Origin of the sequence: Bradyrhizobium sp. CCBAU 11430 (genome assembly GCF_028128855.1) — a bacterium.
Lineage (GTDB): Bacteria > Pseudomonadota > Alphaproteobacteria > Rhizobiales > Xanthobacteraceae > Bradyrhizobium > Bradyrhizobium ottawaense.
In genome coordinates this window covers 78,783-99,250 of record NZ_LBJV01000071.1, presented here as the reverse complement: position 1 = coordinate 99,250, position 20,468 = coordinate 78,783, and the positions used below count along the sequence as shown (strand labels likewise).

Genomic DNA, 20,468 nt, shown 5'->3' with positions numbered 1-20,468 from the left:
TCAGCGATTCCCGATCTGGCGGCTGACGCCGCCGAAGATCTCGGCGCAGACGAGCCCGGCGAGTGTCACCAGTACGATCACGCCGGAGACCGCGGCGACCCGGACGTCGAGGCTGCCCTCGAGGATCGCCCAGAGCTTGATCGGCAGGACTTCGGTGCGGGCATCGGCGAGGAACAGCGACACCGGCACATTGTCGAACGAGGTCAGGAACGCGACAAAGCAGCTCGCGACGATGCCGCGGCGGATCAACGGCAGCGTGATACGACGGAACGTGTACCAGCGGCTGGCGCCCAGGCTGAGCGAGCAGGTGATCAGCACCGGATTGAGCTGCTGCACGGAAGCGCCGACCATCCGGATCACGAAGGGCACGCAGATGACGGTGTGGCCGAGCACGAGCGTCGCCGCGGACAGGCGGATGCCGAGCAGGTTGAAGACCAGCAGCAGCGACAGGCCGAAGGCCATCGCGGGCAGCACCATCGGCGACATGAACAGCGCGTCCAGCACGCGAGCGATCTTCAGCCTGCTGCGCGCCAGTCCGAGCGCCGCCGCGCCGCCCAGCATCGCGGAGAGGATCGTCGCCGCCGCCGCGACCTTGAAGCTGGTCAGCGCGGGCTCGACGATCTCCTGCGATTGCAGCAGTTCGACATACCAGCGCAGCGACCAGCTCGGCGGCGGGAATTTCAGGGTGATGCCACCGGTGAAGGAAATGATGACAACGACCAGTGTCGGCGCCAATAGCAGCAGCATCCCGAGGCCGGTGATCGTGCCAACGACGCCCGAATATACTCGATCGACGAAGCTACGCTGCATCGACGCCTCGCACGTAGCGGCGGGACAGCGCACCGACGGCAAAGACGATGCCGGTCACGGCCAGCGTGAAGATCAGCGACAGCGCGGCCGAGAACGGCCAGTCCTGCACGCCGACCGCCTGCTGGTAGATGTAGGACGGCATCAGGATGATGCGTCCGCCGCCCACCAGCGTCTGGGTGATGAAGGCGGTCGCCGCCGCGGCAAAGACGAGCAGCCATCCGGCGATGGCGCCGGGCAGCGTCAGCGGCAGGATGACAGTGACGAAGATGCGGGCGCGGCTTGCGCCGAGGCCCTCTGCCGCCCGCGTCAAGTTGCCGTCGAGCCGCAGCAGGCTGTTGATGACCGGCAGCGCCATCAACGGGAGCTGTATCTGCGTCAGCGCCAGGACCATGCCCTCCCAGGTGTAGAGCAGACGGGCAGGCGCTTGCCAGAACCCCAGCGACAGCATCGCCGAGTTGACGATGCCGTCGCGGCCGAGGATGACGATCCAGGCGAAGGTGCGCACCACCGTGCTGGTCAGCAGCGGCAGCATGATCAAGAAGGTGATCAGGGTGCGCATGAACGGACCGCTCGCAGCATAGACGAGCGCGAGCGGATAGGCGAGGACCAGCGTCGCCAGCGCGACTTCTGCCCCTAACCATAACGTGTCCGTCAGCACCTTGATGCTGAACGGATCGGTGAAGAAGCGCAGATATTGCGCCAGCGACAGCTCCGCGAACTGTGGCGTGCGGAACAGGCTGATCGCGACGAGCGCGAGCAGCGGCAGCACGAAGGCTGCGAAGAACAGTGTCGCCAGCGGGACCACCGGCAGCAGCTGTCTTGATGCGCTCGTGCTAGTTCGAATCATCTAGATCTTCACTTCCTTGCTGAAGCGGGTGATCCATTCGCCGCGCAGCGGCTGGAACTTGGTCCAGTCGAGCAGCACATTGTTGGAAACGAGCTCGTCGACGCTCTTGGCGACAGTGAGATTCGCGCCAGTCAGCACGACCTTTCTGTTGGTCGGCATCATCACCCAGGGCGCCGCCTCGATGCCCTTTTGCGTTTCGGCTGACATCGCGGTGTCGAGATACTCGAGCACCGCCTTCGGATCCTGGTTGTTCTTCACGATCTGCGCGCTGGTGCGGATCACGACGGCGCCCGATTTCGGCTTGGCGAAGGCAATATCGACGCCCTTGGCGGCGAGCAGCGCCACGTTGTTCCAGAAGTTGAAGGCGATATCGATCTCACCTTGCTGGAACAGCGCCGCCAGCGCGCCGGGCGAGGCCGCGATCGCGCCGACGTTCGGCAGCAGCTTCTTCATCGCTTCAAAAGCCGGCTCGATATTGGTCTCGGAGCCGCCGTTCAGCTTTGCGATCTCGACCATGAAGGCGGTGCCGAGGCTCGAGCCGAGCCCGGTGATGCCGACGCGTCCCTTGTATTCGGGCTTCCACAGATCCTCCCAGGAGGTCGGCGGTGTCGTGATCTTCTTCGGATTGTAGGCGATGCCGATCAATTGACAGGTGATCACGGGGGCGTAGCCGTCGGGATGGCGGAACGCGCTCGGAATGTCGGCGTATGATTTTGACTGTTCGACCGGGAATTTCTCCAACACGCCGCTTGCGATCGCCGGAATCAGCGGGCCCTCGTCGAACAGCACCACGTCGAACGGCGGCGCGTTGCGCGAGGCCTGGATCTTGCCGATCTGGTCGACGCCGAGCAGGGGCGTAAAGGTGACGCTGCCGTCGCTGGTCTTCTTGAAGGCCGGCCCGACCACGGCGCGAAACGCTTCGTCAAAGCTTCCGGGATAGGTCGTCGCCACGATCGAGGTCGCGGCGCGCGATGATGTCGGCCATCCGAGGCTTGCCGCCGCAAGCGCGGCCGAACCGGTCGTGAGCAGCGATCTTCGGGATAGGCTCATGTCAAACGCTCCTTTGCTGATGGTCCGGGACGCCGTCGACCGGCGTGCTGAAAACGCTGACGCGCGAGACGTCGGAGATTGCGAGCCAGGCGGTCGATCCCGTCTGCGCCTTCGCCGTGGTCGCGGCGCGCGCCTGGCTGATCTTCACCGCCTCGCCGCTCGGGGTGACGCCCTCGGTGACGCTGACGGCGCCGAGCGGCACGGTGGCGCGGATCGTGACGGGAATGGCGCCGGGTCGATCGGCGGCGCCGAATGCGATGTTCTCGGGTCGCACCGAGATCGTCACCGGCGTGCCGCGCCGTCGTTGCGCGGAGCGCCCGAGGTCGATCTCGGGACCCGCCTCCAGCAACACGCGGTCCGCCTCGGTGACGGTGCCGCGCAGCAAATTGGTGTGACCGATGAAGCTCGATATGAAGAGGCTGGCCGGCCGGTCGTAGAGCGCGTCCGGGTTGTCGATCTGCTCGATGCGTCCCTTGTTGAGGACGACGATGCGGTCGGCCATCGACAGCGCCTCCTCCTGGTCGTGCGTGACGATGATGGAGGTGACGCCGAAGGTCTTCAGCAGGCTCTTGATCTCGATCTGCATGTCGAGGCGCAGATTCTTGTCGAGCGCCGAGAACGGCTCGTCGAGCAGGACGAGGCCTGGATCAATCGCAAGCGCGCGCGCCAGAGCCACGCGCTGCTGCTGTCCGCCGGACAGCTCTCCGGGCAGCCGGCGCGCGAACGCCGTCATCTGGACGAGGCCGAGCATCTGCTCGACCTTGGCAGAGACCGTGGCGCCGGGCGTCTTGCGCGCCCGCAAGCCGTAGGCAACATTCTCGAACACGGAAAGATGCGGAAACAGCGCGTAGTTCTGGAACACCATGCCGATGCGGCGGCGGTTTGCGGGGATATGCTCGACGCGTGCACCGTCGAAGCGGACTTCCCCTCTGGACGGCCGCAGGAAGCCGGCGATGATCTGGAGCATCGTGGTCTTGCCGCAGCCTGACGGCCCGAGTAGCGCGATCAGCTCTCCGGCTGCGACGGCAAGATCGATCTCGTCCAGCGCGACCGTCGCGCCGAAAGCATGGCCGATGCCCTTCAGATCCAGCGAATGTCCGCGCACGTCACTCAACGCCAGCTCCGTCGTTTGCGTTGTCCTGCCGGAGGGGCGTCAGCAAGCGCCGTGCCAATGCAGACGGTTCGCCAACACATTGTGAATACGCAGGTAATTGATTGTCGCCAAATATTGGCGCCAATATTGTGGCTACATTGTAAACATATATTGGCCTCGTTTGTATAAAAAATAGGCTGCGGCAACATTCCAGAATCCTGTAAAAGCGAGGCATGAAGCGAACCCGCCCCCTCAAGCGCCCGCGGAAGCGCCCCGCGCCGAAACACGGGGAGCCAGATGCCGTCGATCCGCGCAGCATCGACGATGATCCGGTGGTCCAGGGCATCCTGACCGCCATCAGCCAGAAGCGGCTCAAGCCCGGCGCCAAGCTCGGCGAGGACAAGCTTGCTTCTGCCTTCGGCACGACGCGGATTCACGTCCGGCAGGCGCTCGCCCATCTCGCCTCGCGCAAGGTGGTGATGCAGATCCCCAACCGCGGGGCGTTCGTGTACCGGCCGAGCTGGGAGGAGGCGCAGGACATCTTTGCCGCGCGCCGCATCATCGAGGTCGCCGCGGTCGCCGCGGCAGTCGACCGGCTGGACAAGTCCGGCAGAGCCGCGCTGAAGGCGCACATGGAGCTGGAGGCGCGCCACGATCGCAACGACCGCTGGGCCTCGCTGTCGCTTACGGCGGAATTCCATATCCTGGTCGCCAAGCTTGCGGGCAACCGCGTTCTGTTGGACATGTCGCGCGAGCTGATGCTGCGGACATCGCTGGCCATCGCGACGTTCGAGCAGCCGGGCGAGCCGGATTGCTCGCCCGATGCACACCCCGACATCGGGGCGTTGATCCTCGCCCGGGACAAGGCGGGCGCGATCCACGCGATGCGTCATCACATCGAGGAGATGGAGCGCCGGATCAGCCGGCAGGGGGACAAGGACGAGGTCGACGAATTCACTGCGATCTTCAAGGAGATCGGTGCGCGCTCACGGGCCGGCGCCTGACATGTCAGGCCGTCGCATCCTCCTGATCAATCCGAACAGTCTCGAGGCGACCACCGCGATGATGGTCGCCATTGCGAGGTCCGCAATTCCCGACAGCTTCGACATCGTCGGCGCCACCGCAACACGCGCTCCCCAAATGATCGTTTCGGCGGCTGCGCTGGACGCGGCTGCGCCCGAGGTCGAGGAGATCGCGAGCGCGCATCGGAACCTTTGCGACGGCATGATCGTCGCTGCGTTCGGCGACCCGGGCCTCGCCGGGATCAAGAGCGCGCTGAACCTGCCTGCAGTCGGCATCGGCGAGGCGTCGATGCTCGCGGCGGCCGAAGGTGGTCGTCGCTTCGGCGTGGCGACCACGACGCCGCTGCTCGGGGCGAAGATCGACGCCTTGCCTGAAGCGCTGGGCTTGCGATCCAGCTATACGGGCACGCGCTTCGCCGATGGCGATCCGCACGAGCTGATGCGCGATTCGGAACGGCTGCGCGCGGCTCTTGCCGGCGCGGTCGAAGCCTGCATCGTGAAGGACGGAGCTGAGGCTGTGATCATCGGTGGCGGGCCGCTCGGCGGAGCTGCGCGAACGCTTCAGCCCATGTTCGCCGTGCCGATCATCGCGCCGATCCCGTCTGCCGTGGCGCGGATTATTTGCCTCGTCGCAGCGCGTGCGGCCGGCTGATATTCCGGCCCGCGGGAGCGGTCATCGCAACCGGCTTCCCCAGCCTTGACGGCAGCGGCTAAAGTGAAGAAGCAGGACCATCGAACCTGCCGACCCGCTCCGCTTGCGGGCATGGAGACCGCCGCATGTCGTTCAAGAAGCTCCTGATTGCCAATCGCGGCGAGATCGCCATCCGCATCGCGCGCGCGGCGGCCGACGCCGGCATCGCGACCGTCGCGATCCATCCCGCTGATGATGCGCTGTCGCTTCACGTGCGTGTTGCCGACGAAGCGGTCGAAATCCCCGGCCGTGGCGCCAGGGCCTATCTCGACATCGATGCGGTGGTGACGGCGGCAAAGAGCGTCGGCTCCGATGCCGTGCATCCCGGCTACGGCTTCCTTAGCGAGAACGCGGCATTCGCCAACGCGTGCGCCGATGCAGGACTCACCTTCGTCGGCCCGAAGCCGGCCGCGCTCGAACTGTTCGGCGACAAGGTCGCGGCACGACAACTGGCAAAGCGTTGCGGCGTGCCGATCATTGCCGGCACCAGCGGGCCGTCCTCGCTGGAGGAGATCACGGCGTTCTTCAGCTCCCTCGGCAGCAATGCTGCGATCGTGATCAAGGCCATGGCTGGCGGCGGTGGGCGCGGCATGCGCGTCGTCGAGAACGCGGCCGATCTCACGGAGGCCTATGCGCGCTGCCAGTCCGAGGCCAAGGCTGCCTTCGGCTTCGACGGTGTCTATGCCGAGCGGCTGATCCGGCAGGCGCGCCATATCGAGGTGCAGATCATCGGCGACAAGCACGGCGCGATCTCCCATCTCTGGGAGCGCGAATGCACCATCCAGCGCCGGCACCAGAAGCTGATCGAGGTGGCGCCGAGCCCCTCGCTGAGCGAGCCCTTGCGCGGCCGAATCATCGAGGCGGCGAAGCAGCTTGCGACAGCGGCTGCTTACGACAATCTCGGCACCTTCGAGTTCCTGGTCGACGGCACGGCCGAGGACAGCTTTGCCTTCATCGAGGCCAATCCGCGGCTTCAGGTCGAGCACACCGTGACGGAGGAGGTACTCGGGCTCGACCTCGTCCGCGCCCAGCTTGCGGTCGCGGCGGGCAGCACACTCGCCTCGCTTGGCCTTGCGCAGGGATCGATCCCGAAGCCGCGCGGCCATGCCATGCAGCTCCGCGTCAACATGGAGACGCTGGACGCATCAGGCGCGACGCATCCGACCGGCGGCGTGCTCGCTGTTTTCGAGCCGCCGTCAGGGCCGGGCGTGCGCGTCGATAGCTTTGGTTACGCCGGCTACAAGACCAGCGCGGCCTTCGACTCGCTCCTCGCGAAAGTCATCGTGCATACGCCGGGCGAAACCTGGCATGATGTCGTTGCAAAAGCCTCGCGCGCCTTGCGCGAGTTCCGGATCGACGGCGTGGTCACCAATATCGCCTTCCTGCAGGCGGTGCTGGCGCATCCTGATTTCAGGACCAACCGAATCGCGACCGACTTCATCGATCGCAATATCGCAAAGCTCGTCGATGCCGCCGACGGTGCGGCCAAGCCGCTCTACTTTGCGCCGACCGAAGGAAGTGGCGTTTACGGCGCGGAGACGCATGTCGCGCAGATCGTGCCTGAAGGCACGGTGATGGTCGCAGCGCCCTTGCAAGGAACCATCGTCACCATTCAGGTGAAGGAGGGCGAGATCGTGCGCCCCGGCCAGCAGCTCGCCGTGATCGAGTCCATGAAGATGGAGCATCTCGTGATGGCCGAGCAGGGCGGCCGGGTGACAAAACTCGCCGCCGGCGACGGTGCCACGCTGCTGCATGGCGAGGCGATCCTCTATCTGGAGCCGCTCGACGTCGCGGCCGACAGCACGACGGCCGAAGCCGATATCGATCTCGACCACATCCGCCCCGACCTCGCCGAGCTGATCGCGCGCCAGGCCAACACGCTGGATGCGAATCGCCCCGCCTCGGTCGAGCGCCGCCGCAACACCAATCAGCGCACCGCGCGCGAGAACGTCGCCCAGCTCGTCGACGAAGGCTCGTTCATGGAATACGGCAGCCTTGCCATCGCGGCGCAGCGCCGCCGCCGCAAGCTCGACGATCTCATCAAGAACACGCCGGCCGACGGTCTCGTCATGGGCGTCGCCACGGTCAATGGCGAGAAGTTCGGGCCCGAGGGTGCGCGCTGCATCGTCGTGGCCTATGACTACACCGTGCTCGCGGGCACGCAGGGCCACATGAACCACAAGAAGATCGACCGCATGCTGACCTTGGCGGAAGATTGGCGCGTGCCGCTGGTGTTCTATGCCGAAGGTGGCGGCGGCCGGCCCGGCGACACTGATCGGCTCGGCATGACCGGTCTCGACGGTCCGTCCTTCGTGCAGTTCGCAAGGCTCTCCGGCCTCGTGCCCGTGATTGGTGTCGTCTCCGGCTATTGCTTCGCCGGCAACGCCGCGATGCTCGGCTGCTGCGACGTCATCATCGCCACCAAGAACGCCTCGATCGGCATGGGCGGCCCTGCGATGATCGAGGGCGGCGGCCTCGGCGTCTATCATCCGGCCGAGGTCGGCCCTGTCTCGTTCCAGTCGCCGAACGGCGTCATCGACATCCTCGTCGAGGACGAGGAGGAGGCGACATCCGTCGCGCAAAAATACCTGTCCTATTTCCAGGGCGCGGTGACGGGGTGGGAGGCCGCCGACCAGCGCCTGCTGCGCCGGGCCATCCCCGAGAATCGCCTGCGCGTCTACGATATCCGCAGCGTCATCGATCTCGTCGCCGACAAGGATTCCGTTCTGGAGCTGCGCCGCGACTACGGCGTCGGCATGATCACCGCGCTGATCCGCATCGAAGGAAAACCGTTCGGCCTGATCGCCAACAATCCGCGTCACCTTGGCGGCGCCATCGATGCCGATGCCGGCGACAAGGCCGCGCGCTTCCTCCAGCTCTGCGACGCCTTCGATTTGCCCGTCGTCTCGCTTTGCGACACGCCCGGCTTCATGGTCGGCCCGGAAGCGGAGAAGACCGCGATCGTGCGCCACGTCTCCCGCATGTTCGTCACGGGCGCGAGCCTCACCGTGCCGCTGTTCGGCATCGTGCTGCGCAAGGGCTATGGCCTCGGCGCACAGTCGATGATCGGCGGCGGCTTCCACGCCTCGTTCTTCACCGCGGCCTGGCCGACCGGCGAGTTCGGCGGCATGGGGCTGGAGGGGTACGTCCGCCTCGGCTTCCGCAAGGAGATGGAAGCCATCGCCGACCCCGAGGAGCGCGAGACCTATTACCGCAACAAGGTCGCCGAGCTCTATGCCAACGGCAAGGCGGTCTCGATCGCCTCGGTGTTCGAGATCGACAACGTCATCGACCCCGCCGAGACGCGGCGCTGGATCATGGCCGGACTCCGTTCGGTGCCGAAGCCGCCGGCCAGGGCCGGGAAGAAGCGGCCGTGCATCGATACGTGGTGAGGGCGGTGCAGCAATAGCTGCGTTTCGGTTCCGGATTGACATCCCCGCCTGTGGTGCCAGACTTTGCACAATAATACAGGGTGGAGACGTCCGCGATGGCCAGCCTGTCGGCCTCGAACCATGTCGCCCGCGTCTTGTCCGTCGCCAATCAATTGGCCGACGTCGATGCCTCTTCGCGCATTGCCGATTCCTGGCGGCGCTGCCTGATCAGCCACAAGCTCGACCCCGCCCGCCAGGGACCGCCGCAGACGCTGACCGAGGCCGAGGTCCGGCATGTCGCCGAACCGATGGAGCAGCTGATCCAGCTGGCGACGCCGGAGCTCGAAGACCTCGCGCGGGTGCTGCGCGAGGCCGGCTATTGCGTCAATCTCGCCGACCCCAGCGCCACGATGCTGTGGAGCCGGCTGCCCGGCCCGGCCGATACTGAGATATTCATGCGCTGGAAGGTCTATACCGGCTCGAATTTTTCCGAGGCTTTCGAAGGCACCAACGGGCTCGGCACCGCACTTGCGGAGCAAAGGCCGATCCTGGTGCATCGTGACGAGCATTTTCGCGCGCAGTGGCACATGTTCTCCTGCGCCGTGGCGCCGCTGTTCGACCACGCCGGTCGCCTCGCCGGTGCCGTGAACATCACCTCTTGCCGAGAGGATCTCGAGCGCGCTGCGCATCAGCTCGCGCTCGCGGTGACGATGGAGGCGACGCGGCGCATGGAGGGCGCGATCTTCCGCGGTCATTTCCGCAACGCCTGGATCGCGACCGTGCCGGGCGACGGCGGCAGCGGTCTGCTGGCCTATGACGACGATCGCCGCATCGTCGGCGCCTGCCGTTCGGCGCGCGCACTGCTGGGCCTCACCGACGGCTTGATCGCATCCGGCATCGACCTGTCGCGCTACGTCAAGTTCGATCGTCATGCCGCCCGCGGCGCGGACGAGACAGTCGAGTTGCGTCGCGCCGATGGCAGTGCGTTAGGGCAGGGGCATGTTGCGCCGCCCCTGCAGACGAGATCATCGGCGCGTCCGCTCGCGCCGCGCCGCGATGCGCCTGTCGATCGCTTCGACGCGCTGCACCGGCTTGCCGGTCGCGATCCCGGGCTGATCAGGAGCGTGAAGCGGCTCCGAAGCATCGGCGATCACAATCTGCCGGTGCTGCTCCATGGCGAGACCGGCGTCGGCAAGGACGTGTTCGCGCGCGCCATTCACGCCGCGAGCAGCCGGGCGCGCAGCAATTATGTCGCACTGAATTGCGCGGCGATGCCGGAGAGCCTGATCGACGCCGAGCTGTTCGGCTACGAGGCCGGCGCGTTCACCGGGGCGCGGCGCGACGGTTCGAAGGGGTTGATCGTGCAGGCCGACGGCGGCACGCTGTTCCTCGACGAGATCGGGGACATGCCGATTGCGCTGCAGACGCGCTTGCTGCGCGTGCTGGAAAACCGCGAGGTCTGGCCGCTTGGCGCGCTCAAGCCCGTCTGCGTCGATATCCGCCTGATCAGCGCCACCCACCGCGATCTCGGCCGCATGGCCGAAGAGGGCGCCTTCCGCGCCGATCTCTATTTCCGCCTGCGCGGCCTGGAGGTGCGGCTGCCGGCGCTGCGTGAGCGCGCGGATCGGGACGACGTCATCCGCCGGATCGCGCGCGAGGAGGCGCCGAACTGCCGCTTCTCGGACGAAGCGTGGTCGCTGCTCTCGGCCTATTCCTATCCCGGCAACATGCGCCAGCTCCGCCACGTGCTGCGGCTCGCCGGCTGCACCGCGGAGGATGGGGTGATCACCGATGCCGATCTCGATCTGCCGCCGTTCGGCGGGAGAGCAGAGCCTGATCTCGCAGCGGCCGAGCGTGCGACGATTGTCGAGGCCCTGCGCAAGCACGGCGGCCGCGTGACGGAGGCTGCCCGCGCGCTGAAGCTTAGCCGCGCAACGCTGTATCGGAAGATCAAGCAGTTGAAGATCGAGACCGCGCAGTAGGCGTCCCTTTCTTCCCCACTCCCCTTGTGGGAGAGGGTGGATCGCCGCGTAGCGGCGAGACGGGTGAGGGGTCACAAGAGAAGGAAAGAGAGCGCCGTTCCTTACGAAAAGTCGCTCCAGCTCAGATGCCGCGAGTCGAGATCGCCAACAGTGACGGTGCCGCGCATCTCGCGCGGCGTGTGGAAGCTGCTGCGGAGATAAATCAGCGGGGTCGCTTCCGCGCCGTGCGACACCCCACGTACCTCGCCGACGAAGATCGAATGCGTCGTCGTCTCGAATTCCTGCGCCAGCACGCAGTCGAACGCGGCGACCGCGTCGGTCAACACCGGGGCGCCGGTCACGTCACGCGTCCATTGGCCGAACGCAAAGCGGTCGTCGCCGTTGACGCCCTTCTGGCCGCTGAAGGTGAGCGCCAGCAGCGCGTGATCCTCGTGCAGGAAGTTGATCGCGAAGGCGCCTTCCTCGCGGATGCGCGCATGTGCGCTGGCGTTGCGGTTGACGCAGACGATCAGCGAGGGCGGGCTATCCGACAGCGAGCAGGCCGACGTCACCGTCAGCCCCGTGCGCTTGCCGTGCTCGGCGCCGACCGTGACCAGCGCCACGGCTCCTGCACATTGGCGCATCGCCTGCTTGAAATCCTTTGCGTCGAAAGGACTGGCGTCGAACGTCACGCGAACATCTCCGAAAACAGAAGCGGGTGCGGCACGATCGCGCCGCACCCGCTGAGCGTCAAGCCGCCTTCTTCGCGGAGCCGAGATGCGCAAGGCGCGGCATCACCTCGTTCTTCAGCAGCGAGAGCGAGTGGTGCCAGGCTTCCGCCTTGTGCTTGTAGTCGAAGCCGAACACCAGCAGCACGCCGAAGCCGCCGACCTCGTCGTAGATCTTCTCGATCTTCTCGGCGACGGTCGCGGGCGAGCCGACGATCCAGTTCCGCTTGGCGCAATATTCGACCGTGACGTCGCCGTCGGGGACATCGGGGGCGTGCTTGAGATAATCCTTGAAGCCGAAATGGCCGAGCAGCGGCAGGAAGTACTCGCCCATCATCCGGCCCATCATGTCGCCGGTCGAGAGCTTCCAGGCCTCTTCGTCGGTGTCGGCGACACACACCTCGCGCACCAGACGCCAATCCTGCCGGTTCGGCTTGCGCCCGGTCTTGGCGGCGCCGATCTCGACGGAGTCCCAGTGGCTCGAGACATAGGCCGGGTTGAGGTTGAGGCTCATCGGGATGAAGCCGCGCTCGCCGGCGAGCTTCAGCGTGTCCGAGTTCTTCGACAGCCCGGCGACGCCGATCGGCGGATGCGGCGCCTGCAGCGGCTTGATGTGCGGCTTGAGGAAGTCGAACATCGTGTCCGGCTTGGTCACGGTCCAGAACTTGCCCTTGTGGGTGAAGGGCGCGGGCTCGGTCCACAGCTTCAGGATGATCTCCAGAGCCTCGCGCGTCATATCGCGGTTCTGCCCGCTCATGCCGTCGACGTTGAACATCGCCCAGTCGCTCGGCAGCCCGGAGGCCGCGACGCCGAAATTGAGCCGGCCCTCGGAGAGATGGTCGAGCATCGCGACCCGGTTGGCGAGCTCGGCCGGATGGTGATAGGGCAGCAGGAATCCGCCCGGCCCGATCCGAAGCTTCTTGGTCTGCATCAGGGCCTGCGCGATGAGGAGGTCCGGCGTGGGATTGGGTTCCCAGGGCGCGGTGTGGTGCTCGCCGACCCAGGCCTCCAGATAGCCGAGCTCGTCGAGCCAGCGCATGACCTGCAGGTCCCAATCGTTCCCTTCCTTCAGGCCGCACTCCGGCGGATGCGAAGGCATCGTGAAATAGCCGATCTCCATGGGTTTCCTCATCTGATGTTGACGCGTCTTGTCGCGCGTTGACGGAGTTGAGCAACGAAGCTTCAGCAAGCGCTGTGCCAGCGGTTCAGCAAGCGCTGTGCCAGCGGTTCAGCAAGCGCTGTGCCAGCACGGCTGAGCCTCGAATTGCGGAGAAAGGGCTGGTTTGCCCGCACAATAGCCGGTATCCCGGCGGTAGACCCGCAAGACGTCGTCTCATTGTCGCGAGACGGCGTCCCGGCCGTGAGACGAGGACAGTTTCGAATGACCGAACCCGCTTATGTCGCGGTGGACTGGGGCACCAGCAGTTTCCGGCTGTGGCTGGTCGATCGTGCCGGCCAGGTGCTGACCGAGCGCCGCAGCGGCGAGGGCATGCTGGCGGCGGCGAAGGCAGGCTTTCCCGCCGTGCTGCGATCGCATCTTGCGGCGATCGAAGCGCCGGATCATCTGCCGGTTCTCGTCTGCGGCATGGCCGGCGCCAGGAACGGCTGGGTCGAAGCCGGCTATGTCGACACGCCGGCGCCGCTCTCGGCCGTCCTGAAACAGGCCGTGCGCGTCCCCGGCGAAGCGCGCGACATCCGCATCCTGCCGGGCATCGCGCAGCGCGATGCAGCCGCGCCGGACGTCATGCGCGGCGAGGAAACGCAGCTGCTCGGCGCGCTCGGCCTCGATGCCGCGGGCGAGGCGCTGGTCTGCATGCCCGGCACGCATTCGAAATGGGTGCGCGTGAGGGACGGCGTGGTCGAACGCTTCTCCACCTTCATGACCGGCGAGCTCTTCAGCGTCGTCTCGCGCGAGACCATCCTGTCGCTCGCGGTCGCCGGCGCCGACGAGGCCGAGGATGTCGCGAGCTTCAAGGCGGCGGTGAAGGCCGCCTATGAGGCGCCGGCCTTCGCCGCCAATCTCTTGTTCGGCGCGCGGTCGCGCCAGCTTCTGTTCGGCGGCACGCCGGCCGCGGCGCGCGAGACGCTGTCGGGGACGTTGATCGGCGTCGAGCTGGCGGCGGGGCTTTCGGGCCTCGTGCCGCAAGCGGGCGTCAAGCTGATCGCCTCGGGGCGGCTTGCGATGCTGTACCGGCTGGCGTTTGAGGCGCTGTCGGTCAACGCTGATACGGTCGATGCGGATGAAGCCGTCCGCCGTGGCCTTTCGATGGCAGCTGCCGCGATCTGGACGAAATCAGAGGATCTTTGAGATGAGCGTTCCCTTTCCGCCGATGAAGCGGCCGCTGGTTGCGATCCTGCGTGGCGTCAAGCCCGAGGAGACCGAGGCGATCGTCGCCGTGCTGATCGAAGCCGGCATGACCGCGATCGAGATCCCCCTGAACTCGCCCGATCCGTTCCGCTCCATTGCAACGGCGGTGAAGCAGGCACCTCCGGGCGTGCTGATCGGCGCCGGCACGGTGCTGGCGACCGCGGATGTCGATCGTCTCAACGACGCCGGCGGCAGGCTGATGGTCTCGCCGAATGTGGACACGCAGGTGCTCGTGCGTGCGCATCAGTACGCCATGGTCACGCTACCCGGCGTGTTCTCGCCGACCGAGGCGCTGCTTGCCGCGCGCTCCGGCGCATCGGGCCTGAAATTCTTTCCGGCCAGCGTGCTAGGTGCCTCCGGCATTGCCGCGATCCGCGCCGTGCTGCCATCAGGCGTCATGATCGCGGCCGTCGGCGGCGTCTCCGATCAGAATTTTGCCGAGTACATCAAGGGCGGCGTCACCGCCTTCGGGCTCGGCTCCAGCCTCTACAAGCCCGGCATGAGCGTCGCCGACGTCGCCGCGCGCGCGAAGGCGACGATCGCGGCTTACGATCGGGCAATTCAGAAAGATTGAACGGACAATAACTAGCCGTGATCCTGACATAGCCTATTGTGCCACCACATGGAGTCGCGATGCTGATATTTGCGCATCGTGTGATGTGACTGGCTGAATCAGGAGACCGACATGGCGATCAACAACGTGGCCGATCTGTTCGTGGCAACGCTCGAGCAGGCCGGCGTCAAGCGCATCTACGGCATCGTCGGCGACAGCCTGAACGCCCTGACCGAGGCGCTGCGCCGCCGCGGCACCATCGAATGGATCCATGTCCGCCACGAGGAGGTCGCCGCGTTCGCCGCCGCCGGCGAAGCCGAGATGACCGGAAGCCTTGCGGTGTGCGCGGGCTCCTGCGGCCCCGGCAATCTGCATCTGATCAACGGCCTGTTCGACGCACATCGCAGCCGCGTTCCCGTGCTGGCGATCGCGGCGCAGATCCCGACCGCCGAGATCGGCGGTGGCTATTTCCAGGAGACCCATCCGCAGAACCTGTTCCGCGAATGCAGCCATTATTGCGAGCTGGTGTCCGACCCGAGCCAGCTTCCTTACGTGCTGGAGAATGCCATCCGTGCGGCGGTGGGCCTGCGCGGTGTCGCCGTCGTCGCCATGCCCGGCGACGTCGCGTTCCGCAGCCCGCCCAAGCGCGCGCTGTCGACCACGCGCGGACTCGCGCTGTCGGCGCCCCATGTGGTGCCGCAGGCGAATGAGCTGAAGGCGCTCGCCGATCTCCTCAACGGCACCGAGCGCGTCACCCTGTTCTGCGGTCGCGGCTGCGCCGGCGCGCATGCGCCCTTGATGCAGCTGGCCGAAGCGCTGAAGAGCCCGATCGTGCATGCGCTCGGTGGCAAGGAGCACGTCGAATACGACAACCCCTATGACGTCGGCATGACCGGCTTCATCGGCTTCTCCTCGGGCTATGCCGCCATGCACGCCTGCGACGCGCTGGTGATGCTCGGCACCGATTTTCCCTACAAGCAATTCTTTCCGACCGATGCGAAGGTCGCGCAGATCGACATCCGCCCGGAAAATCTGGGACGGCGCTGCAAGATCGATCTCGGCCTCGTCGGCGACGTCAAGTTGACCATCGAAGCGCTGCTGCCGCTGCTGAAAGCGAAGACGCAGCGCAAGCATCTCGACGACGCCGTCGCGCACTACAAGAAGGCGCGCGAGGGTTTGGACTCGCTCGCCAAGGGCACGCCGGGCAGCAAGCCGATCCACCCGCAATATCTCGCAAAGATCATCAGCGATCATGCCTCCGACGATGCGGTCTTCACCGCCGATGTCGGCACACCCACGGTGTGGGCCGCGCGCTATCTCGACATGAACGGCCGCCGCCGGTTGATCGGCTCCTTCGTGCACGGCTCGATGGCCAACGCGATGCCGCAGGCGATCGGTGCGCAGGCCGCCCAGCCGGGCCGCCAGGTCATCTCGCTCTCCGGCGACGGCGGCTTCACCATGATGATGGGCGATCTGATCACGCTGACGCAAGAGAAGCTGCCGGTGAAGGTCGTGATCTTCAACAACGGCGTGCTCGGCTTCGTCGCGCTGGAGATGAAGGCGGCAGGTTTCGTCGACACTAATGTCGACCTGGAGAATCCCGATTTCGCGGCGATGGCGCGCGCAATGGGCATCTTTGCCAAACGCGTCGAGGATCTCGGCGAGCTCCCCGGTGCGGTCAAGGAGATGCTCGCCCATGACGGCCCGGCCCTGCTCGACGTCGTCACCGCCAAGCAGGAGCTGTCGATGCCGCCGACCATCACCACCGAGCAGGTCAAGGGGTTCAGCCTCTGGGTCCTGCGCGCGGTGATGAACGGCCGCGGTGACGAGGTGCTTGATCTTGCGAAGACGAATTTGTTGCCGCGTTAGCCCCGCTTCACCGAAGGCGCGGGCAGCTGCTCCTGGCGGCGCTGGAAGCGCTGCCAGTGCAGCACGCTGCCGATCAGCAGGGCCGGCAGGAAGCCGAGCGCGATCAGGAAATGCGGCAGCTGCGTCGGCGAGACGAAGGCGATGGCGATGTCCGAGATCAGCCAGAGCGCTGCGAACATCACCGCAAAGTCCGTTCGCGCGCAGCGCAAATAGTAGAACACGGCGGTGATGACGATCGTGGGGCCGATCGCAACGCCGATCATGATCGCGGTCAGCTCCTTCGGCGTCAACGCGTCGAGCATCATCGCGGCCAGCAGCCAGAGTGCGGCGAACATGGCGACGATGTCGAGCGGATGCCGCAATTCAATACCTCTCGCGGGGACGCGCTATCGTTGTGGCCGGAGCTGCGGCCGTCAAGTCAAAATGCGCTTATTCCTCGTCACTTCCGGGCGTCGGGCGCAGCATGAAATGGCCGAAGGCGGTGGCGATCGGCTTGGCCGCGTCATCCTGCCAGGCGCGCGCCTCGAAGGCGACGATACGCCGACCCTGCTTCACGATCGAGACGTTGGCAAACGTGTCGAGCGCACGGCCGAAGCGCAGATAGTTGACGGTGAGCCCGATCGGCTTGGGTGGCGCGGCGGCGCCGAGCTCGCGCGCGACGCCGATGACAGCCGTGGTCTCGAGGAAGGCTCCGGTCATGCCGCCATGGATCGCGGGCAGGATCGGGTTGCCGATGATTTTTGGCGAGAACGGCATCGTCAGTGTGCCGTCGTCATTGACGCGGATGCCGAGAGCGCGCGCGAACGGGCTGCGCGCGAAGGGGCCATCCGGATCTTCCGGCGCCTCCAGCACCGGGATGCTGCGCGCATCCATCCTGCGGTCGGCGAGCATGTTGGTGCGGTTGGCGCCGATCATGAAGCAGGCGGTCGCAGTCGCTACCGGATCGTCCTCGGACTCCTGATAGGCGGTGGAGCGCACGAAGGCGATCGAGCGCGTGGTGCGGTAGCAGACCGAATGCGCCTTGATGTCGAGGCCGGGTGTCGCCGGCTTCTGGTAGTCGATGCGCAGGTCGAGGGTTGCGATCGCGCGCGTGCCGTCGAGCGCAAGTTGCACCGCCATGCCGCAGCTCTCGTCCAGCATCGCGGTGACGACGCCGCCATGCAGCACGCCGGTCTCGGTGTCGCCGACGAAGACGGGACGATAGGGCAGGCTCGACCAGGCCTCAGCCGGCGCAAAGCGGTCGAGCTGGAGCCCGCTGATATGGCCGTAATCGGAGCGGCGGCCCTGGACGGCGTCGGCGAGTTCCTCGAACGGGAGCGTGGTTGGTATGGTGCTCATGGGAAGGTTCTAGACCAGTGTCGGGCGCCGCGCAAAACCCCGAATTGGCCTCGACAGGGCAGGCCGAAGCACCGATGGTGGGCGCTTCGTTCGCCGACTAGCCGCAAGGAGCGCCCATGGCCGACCCCGAAACGCCCGCCAACAATCAGGGGCCCGTCACCATTTCGAGCTCCAGCTCCGAGCGGGCGCCGATCATCTATTTCGACGGTGCGTCCTGCTTCGGCCATCACAACGGCGCGATCCAGATCGAGCTCGCCGCGAACCTCCTGATGCCGGTCGGCGCGGCCGTCAGGGTCGACGTGATCCAGACCGCGCATCTGCGCTGCAGCGTCGCCGCAGCGCTTGCGCTGCGCGAAGCCCTCGACAAGGCACTGGCGATGTTCCGGCAGGGCCAGCAACAGCCGGTGACGGAGGAGATCCCCGCGGTGAAGAATTGAGATCGGAACGCTCTAGGATCCCGTCGCGAAACAAGACCTCATCCTGAGGGCCCGCCATCGGCGGGCGTCTCGAAGGATGGCCGCGAGGGCCTACGAAACAAATAGGCCTGCCTCAGCCCACATGCACCTTCGGCTTCTTGCCGCCGTTCCACTTGCCGTCGAGGGCGCGCTCGATCTGGGCGGCGAGTTGCAGCAACAGGCCGTCATTGGCCTGCTTACCGATGGCCTGGATGCCGAGCGGCAGGCCGTGGTCCTGGGCCGCCATCGGCATCGAGATCGCAGGCATGCCGCAGAGATTGGCGAGCGGCGTGAAGGCGAAGAAGCGCCAGAGATTGTCGAACCAGTCGCGCACATCGGGATTGTCGGAGATGGTGAGATATTCCCTGGTGCCGACCTTCGGCGTCGGCAGCGCGGTGATTGGCGTCAGGATCACGTCCCACTGCTCGAAGAAGGCGCCGAAGCCGCGTGACGTGGTGTTGAACACGCCCTGCATCTTCGCCCGCTCGGCGAAGCTGGTGTGCCGCCCGGCTTCCCAGATCCGGATGTTCATCGGCTCGATCAGGTCCTCCGGCGGTCTTTCCAGCCCGCGGGCGGCGAGCATGTTGGAGATCACCACCGCGAAATTCGAAATGTAGCACGTGGTCTGCGCCTCGAATGCAGCGGGAAGGTCGATCTCCGGCAGCGCATAGTCGACGTGATGGCCGAGGCCTTCGAGGAAGCGTCCGGCCTTCTCCAGCTCGGCCGCGAGCTCGGGCGTCGCGGTGTAGTTGCCCCATGTATGGGACAACGCGATGCGCAGCTTCGAGGGATCGCGCTTGATCATCTCGGAATAAGGCTGCGCCGTGGTCCAGAACGGCATGAACTCGCCGGGTGCCGGCCCGCGGGCATGATCGACGAAGGCGGCGGTGTCGCGCACCGAGCGCGACTGGCAGCCCTGGATCGAGACGAGGCCGGTGAGATCGGACATGTGGGGGGCGAGCGAGAACACGCCGCGCGAGACTTTCAGCCCGATGTTGCCGTTGACGCCGGCGGGAATGCGGATCGAGCCGCCGCCGTCGGTCGCATGCGCGATCGGCACCACGCCGGCCGCGACCATCGCGGCGCTGCCGGCCGACGAGCCGCAGGTGGTGTAGTCGGTATTCCAGGGATTGCGGGTGACGTAGACGGCGGGATTATCGGCCGAAGAGCACACGCCGAATTCCGGCGTCGTGGTGCGTCCGATCAGGTTGAGGCCGGCCTGGCGGAATTTGCCCGTGAGGAACGTATCGGCCGCGGCGCGATTGCCGCGCATCAACAGCGAGCCCATTTCCTGCAGCCGGCCCTTCATGGTCGGCCCGAGGTCCTTCATCAGGAACGGCAGGCCGGCGAACGGACCTGCGAGATTGGCGCCGTCCTTGGCGGGATCGGCGATCACGTCCTCGAACAGCTCGACCACGCCCGACAGCGCCGGATTGACCTTGGCGACACCGGCGGCAGCCTGGCGCGCCAATTCCTTCGCCGTCAGCTCGCCCTTGCGGACACGCGCCGCGAGGCCCACGCCATCGTGCTGCGCCCATTCAGTCCAGCTCATCGGCAAAGTCATGAAATTCAAATCCCTTTGATGCGGCGCCACCTTCCTTTAGCAAGGGGCCGCATGAATCAACTGAGCCGGCACGAGGGGCAGGGTTGCATGGGGCGGAGAGGTCGCAAGGCGGGTCTCAATCCGGCAGTGGTGCGATGGTTGCAACCGGGCCGGCGCGACGATCGACCGTAGCCCGTAGCCTGCCGCGCCAATCCCGGATTACGCCTGCGCTGCATCCATCGTTACTGTGTCGCCCTCTGTCAATCCATAAGCGCAAAAATATTCCACTTTACCGAAATTCGGTTTCGGCGTATGTGTCGCCCATCCCGGCTCATCCTTGAGGGGCGGTCGTACGTCGTCACGATATGCGAGCCGGGTTGCGATGGACGCAGCAGCGTCGTCACGAGAGGTCAAGGGCAGGGCGGGTAGTCCCTGTGAGCCCGTTGGCCGCGTGCGGACGAGCGGCGCTGATGCGTACGGCAAAACCGTGTGGTCCTGGCCGTCGTTGCTACGGTCAAGCCCTTGGCGGAGATGCGCGCGAGCCCAACCGGGCGGACGGCATCGTCAATTCGCGGGGCGAGGGAGGCCAGAAGGAAAGTTCGGCTCCCGGGAGAGCGCGGCATAAGCCGTCCGACCATCGCGCAGGGAAGGCCGAGTGATTGGCGCCACCTGTATGCTGCTGTGCGGTCTCTTTGCGCTACACTTCGCGCAGCAGACCGTGGGTGCGAGGTCAGCACCCGGCCTTCCCTGCGCCCTCTTGGCTTCGAGG

At 66.1% G+C, this 20,468-nt stretch carries 17 protein-coding genes; 8 read left to right on the top strand and 9 right to left on the bottom strand.

The features are described 5' to 3' along the window. Genes XI04_RS31630 through XI04_RS31615 form a run of 4 tightly spaced genes read right to left on the bottom strand, consistent with a single transcriptional unit; the run spans position 1 to position 3,821 of the window. The gene (locus XI04_RS31630; protein WP_212474893.1) at positions 1–810 is read right to left on the bottom strand and encodes an ABC transporter permease; all 810 of its coding nucleotides are present in this window, start codon (positions 808–810) and stop codon (positions 1–3) included. After that, a complete protein-coding gene (locus XI04_RS31625) occupies positions 800–1,657 on the bottom strand; it encodes an ABC transporter permease (RefSeq protein ID WP_271592418.1) in 858 nt (285 codons plus the stop codon). The genes XI04_RS31630 and XI04_RS31625 overlap by 11 nt, the downstream gene beginning before the upstream one ends. Further along, positions 1,658–2,707 carry an ABC transporter substrate-binding protein gene (locus XI04_RS31620; RefSeq protein WP_271592417.1) on the bottom strand — a complete coding sequence of 350 codons (1,050 nt, stop codon included), beginning with the start codon at positions 2,705–2,707 and terminating at the stop codon, positions 1,658–1,660. Between the two features lies 1 nt (position 2,708). Then, positions 2,709–3,821 carry an ABC transporter ATP-binding protein gene (locus XI04_RS31615; RefSeq protein ID WP_370155037.1) on the bottom strand — a complete coding sequence of 371 codons (1,113 nt, stop codon included), beginning with the start codon at positions 3,819–3,821 and terminating at the stop codon, positions 2,709–2,711. A 212-nt stretch (positions 3,822–4,033) separates the two neighbouring features. Between XI04_RS31615 and XI04_RS31610 the strand changes: the two genes are divergently transcribed. The 4 genes from XI04_RS31610 to XI04_RS31595 all read left to right on the top strand — a co-directional run bounded on the left by XI04_RS31610 (position 4,034) and on the right by XI04_RS31595 (position 10,866). Next, positions 4,034–4,804, top strand: a complete 771-nt coding sequence (locus XI04_RS31610; RefSeq protein WP_212474890.1) for a GntR family transcriptional regulator — start codon at positions 4,034–4,036, stop codon at positions 4,802–4,804. Between the two features lies 1 nt (position 4,805). After that, positions 4,806–5,474 (top strand): aspartate/glutamate racemase family protein, encoded by a 669-nt coding sequence (locus tag XI04_RS31605; protein WP_271609529.1) that lies wholly within the window; start codon positions 4,806–4,808, stop codon positions 5,472–5,474. A gap of 125 nt (positions 5,475–5,599) precedes the next feature. Beyond that, positions 5,600–8,905 carry an acetyl-CoA carboxylase family protein gene (locus tag XI04_RS31600; RefSeq protein ID WP_271609528.1) on the top strand — a complete coding sequence of 1,102 codons (3,306 nt, stop codon included), beginning with the start codon at positions 5,600–5,602 and terminating at the stop codon, positions 8,903–8,905. Positions 8,906–9,000: 95 nt separating this feature from the next. Beyond that, a complete protein-coding gene (locus XI04_RS31595) occupies positions 9,001–10,866 on the top strand; it encodes a sigma-54-dependent Fis family transcriptional regulator (protein ID WP_271623880.1) in 1,866 nt (621 codons plus the stop codon). 101 nt (positions 10,867–10,967) lie between these two features. Here XI04_RS31595 and XI04_RS31590 read toward each other — a convergent pair whose 3' ends face one another. Together XI04_RS31590 and XI04_RS31585 are read right to left on the bottom strand one after the other, a co-directional pair. Then, complete coding sequence (locus tag XI04_RS31590; RefSeq protein ID WP_271609526.1) at positions 10,968–11,537, bottom strand: flavin reductase family protein; 570 nt, start codon at positions 11,535–11,537, stop codon at positions 10,968–10,970. Between the two features lie 58 nt (positions 11,538–11,595). Further along, positions 11,596–12,693, bottom strand: coding sequence for an LLM class flavin-dependent oxidoreductase (locus XI04_RS31585; RefSeq protein WP_271609525.1), 1,098 nt, complete (start codon positions 12,691–12,693; stop codon positions 11,596–11,598). 261 nt (positions 12,694–12,954) lie between these two features. Between XI04_RS31585 and XI04_RS31580 the strand changes: the two genes are divergently transcribed. The 3 genes from XI04_RS31580 (at position 12,955) to poxB (ending at position 16,363) form a co-directional block, all read left to right on the top strand. Next, the gene (locus XI04_RS31580; protein ID WP_271609524.1) at positions 12,955–13,881 is read left to right on the top strand and encodes a 2-dehydro-3-deoxygalactonokinase; all 927 of its coding nucleotides are present in this window, start codon (positions 12,955–12,957) and stop codon (positions 13,879–13,881) included. A 1-nt stretch (position 13,882) separates the two neighbouring features. Next, entirely contained in the window at positions 13,883–14,515 is a 633-nt protein-coding gene (locus XI04_RS31575; protein WP_028140437.1) for a 2-dehydro-3-deoxy-6-phosphogalactonate aldolase, read from the top strand. 111 nt (positions 14,516–14,626) lie between these two features. Then, the gene (gene poxB, locus XI04_RS31570) at positions 14,627–16,363 is read left to right on the top strand and encodes a ubiquinone-dependent pyruvate dehydrogenase (protein ID WP_271609523.1); all 1,737 of its coding nucleotides are present in this window, start codon (positions 14,627–14,629) and stop codon (positions 16,361–16,363) included. Here poxB and XI04_RS31565 read toward each other — a convergent pair. Further along, complete coding sequence (locus tag XI04_RS31565) at positions 16,360–16,725, bottom strand: hypothetical protein (protein ID WP_038971066.1); 366 nt, start codon at positions 16,723–16,725, stop codon at positions 16,360–16,362. The two genes, poxB and XI04_RS31565, sit on opposite strands and share 4 nt — an antisense overlap. A gap of 67 nt (positions 16,726–16,792) precedes the next feature. Continuing rightward, positions 16,793–17,701 carry a PaaI family thioesterase gene (locus tag XI04_RS31560; RefSeq protein ID WP_271609522.1) on the bottom strand — a complete coding sequence of 303 codons (909 nt, stop codon included), beginning with the start codon at positions 17,699–17,701 and terminating at the stop codon, positions 16,793–16,795. A gap of 116 nt (positions 17,702–17,817) precedes the next feature. Between XI04_RS31560 and XI04_RS31555 the strand changes: the two genes are divergently transcribed. After that, positions 17,818–18,138, top strand: a complete 321-nt coding sequence (locus XI04_RS31555; protein WP_028140433.1) for a hypothetical protein — start codon at positions 17,818–17,820, stop codon at positions 18,136–18,138. A 112-nt stretch (positions 18,139–18,250) separates the two neighbouring features. Here XI04_RS31555 and XI04_RS31550 read toward each other — a convergent pair whose 3' ends face one another. Then, the gene (locus tag XI04_RS31550; RefSeq protein ID WP_161966352.1) at positions 18,251–19,720 is read right to left on the bottom strand and encodes an amidase; all 1,470 of its coding nucleotides are present in this window, start codon (positions 19,718–19,720) and stop codon (positions 18,251–18,253) included. Positions 19,721–20,468: the final 748 nt, after the last annotated feature.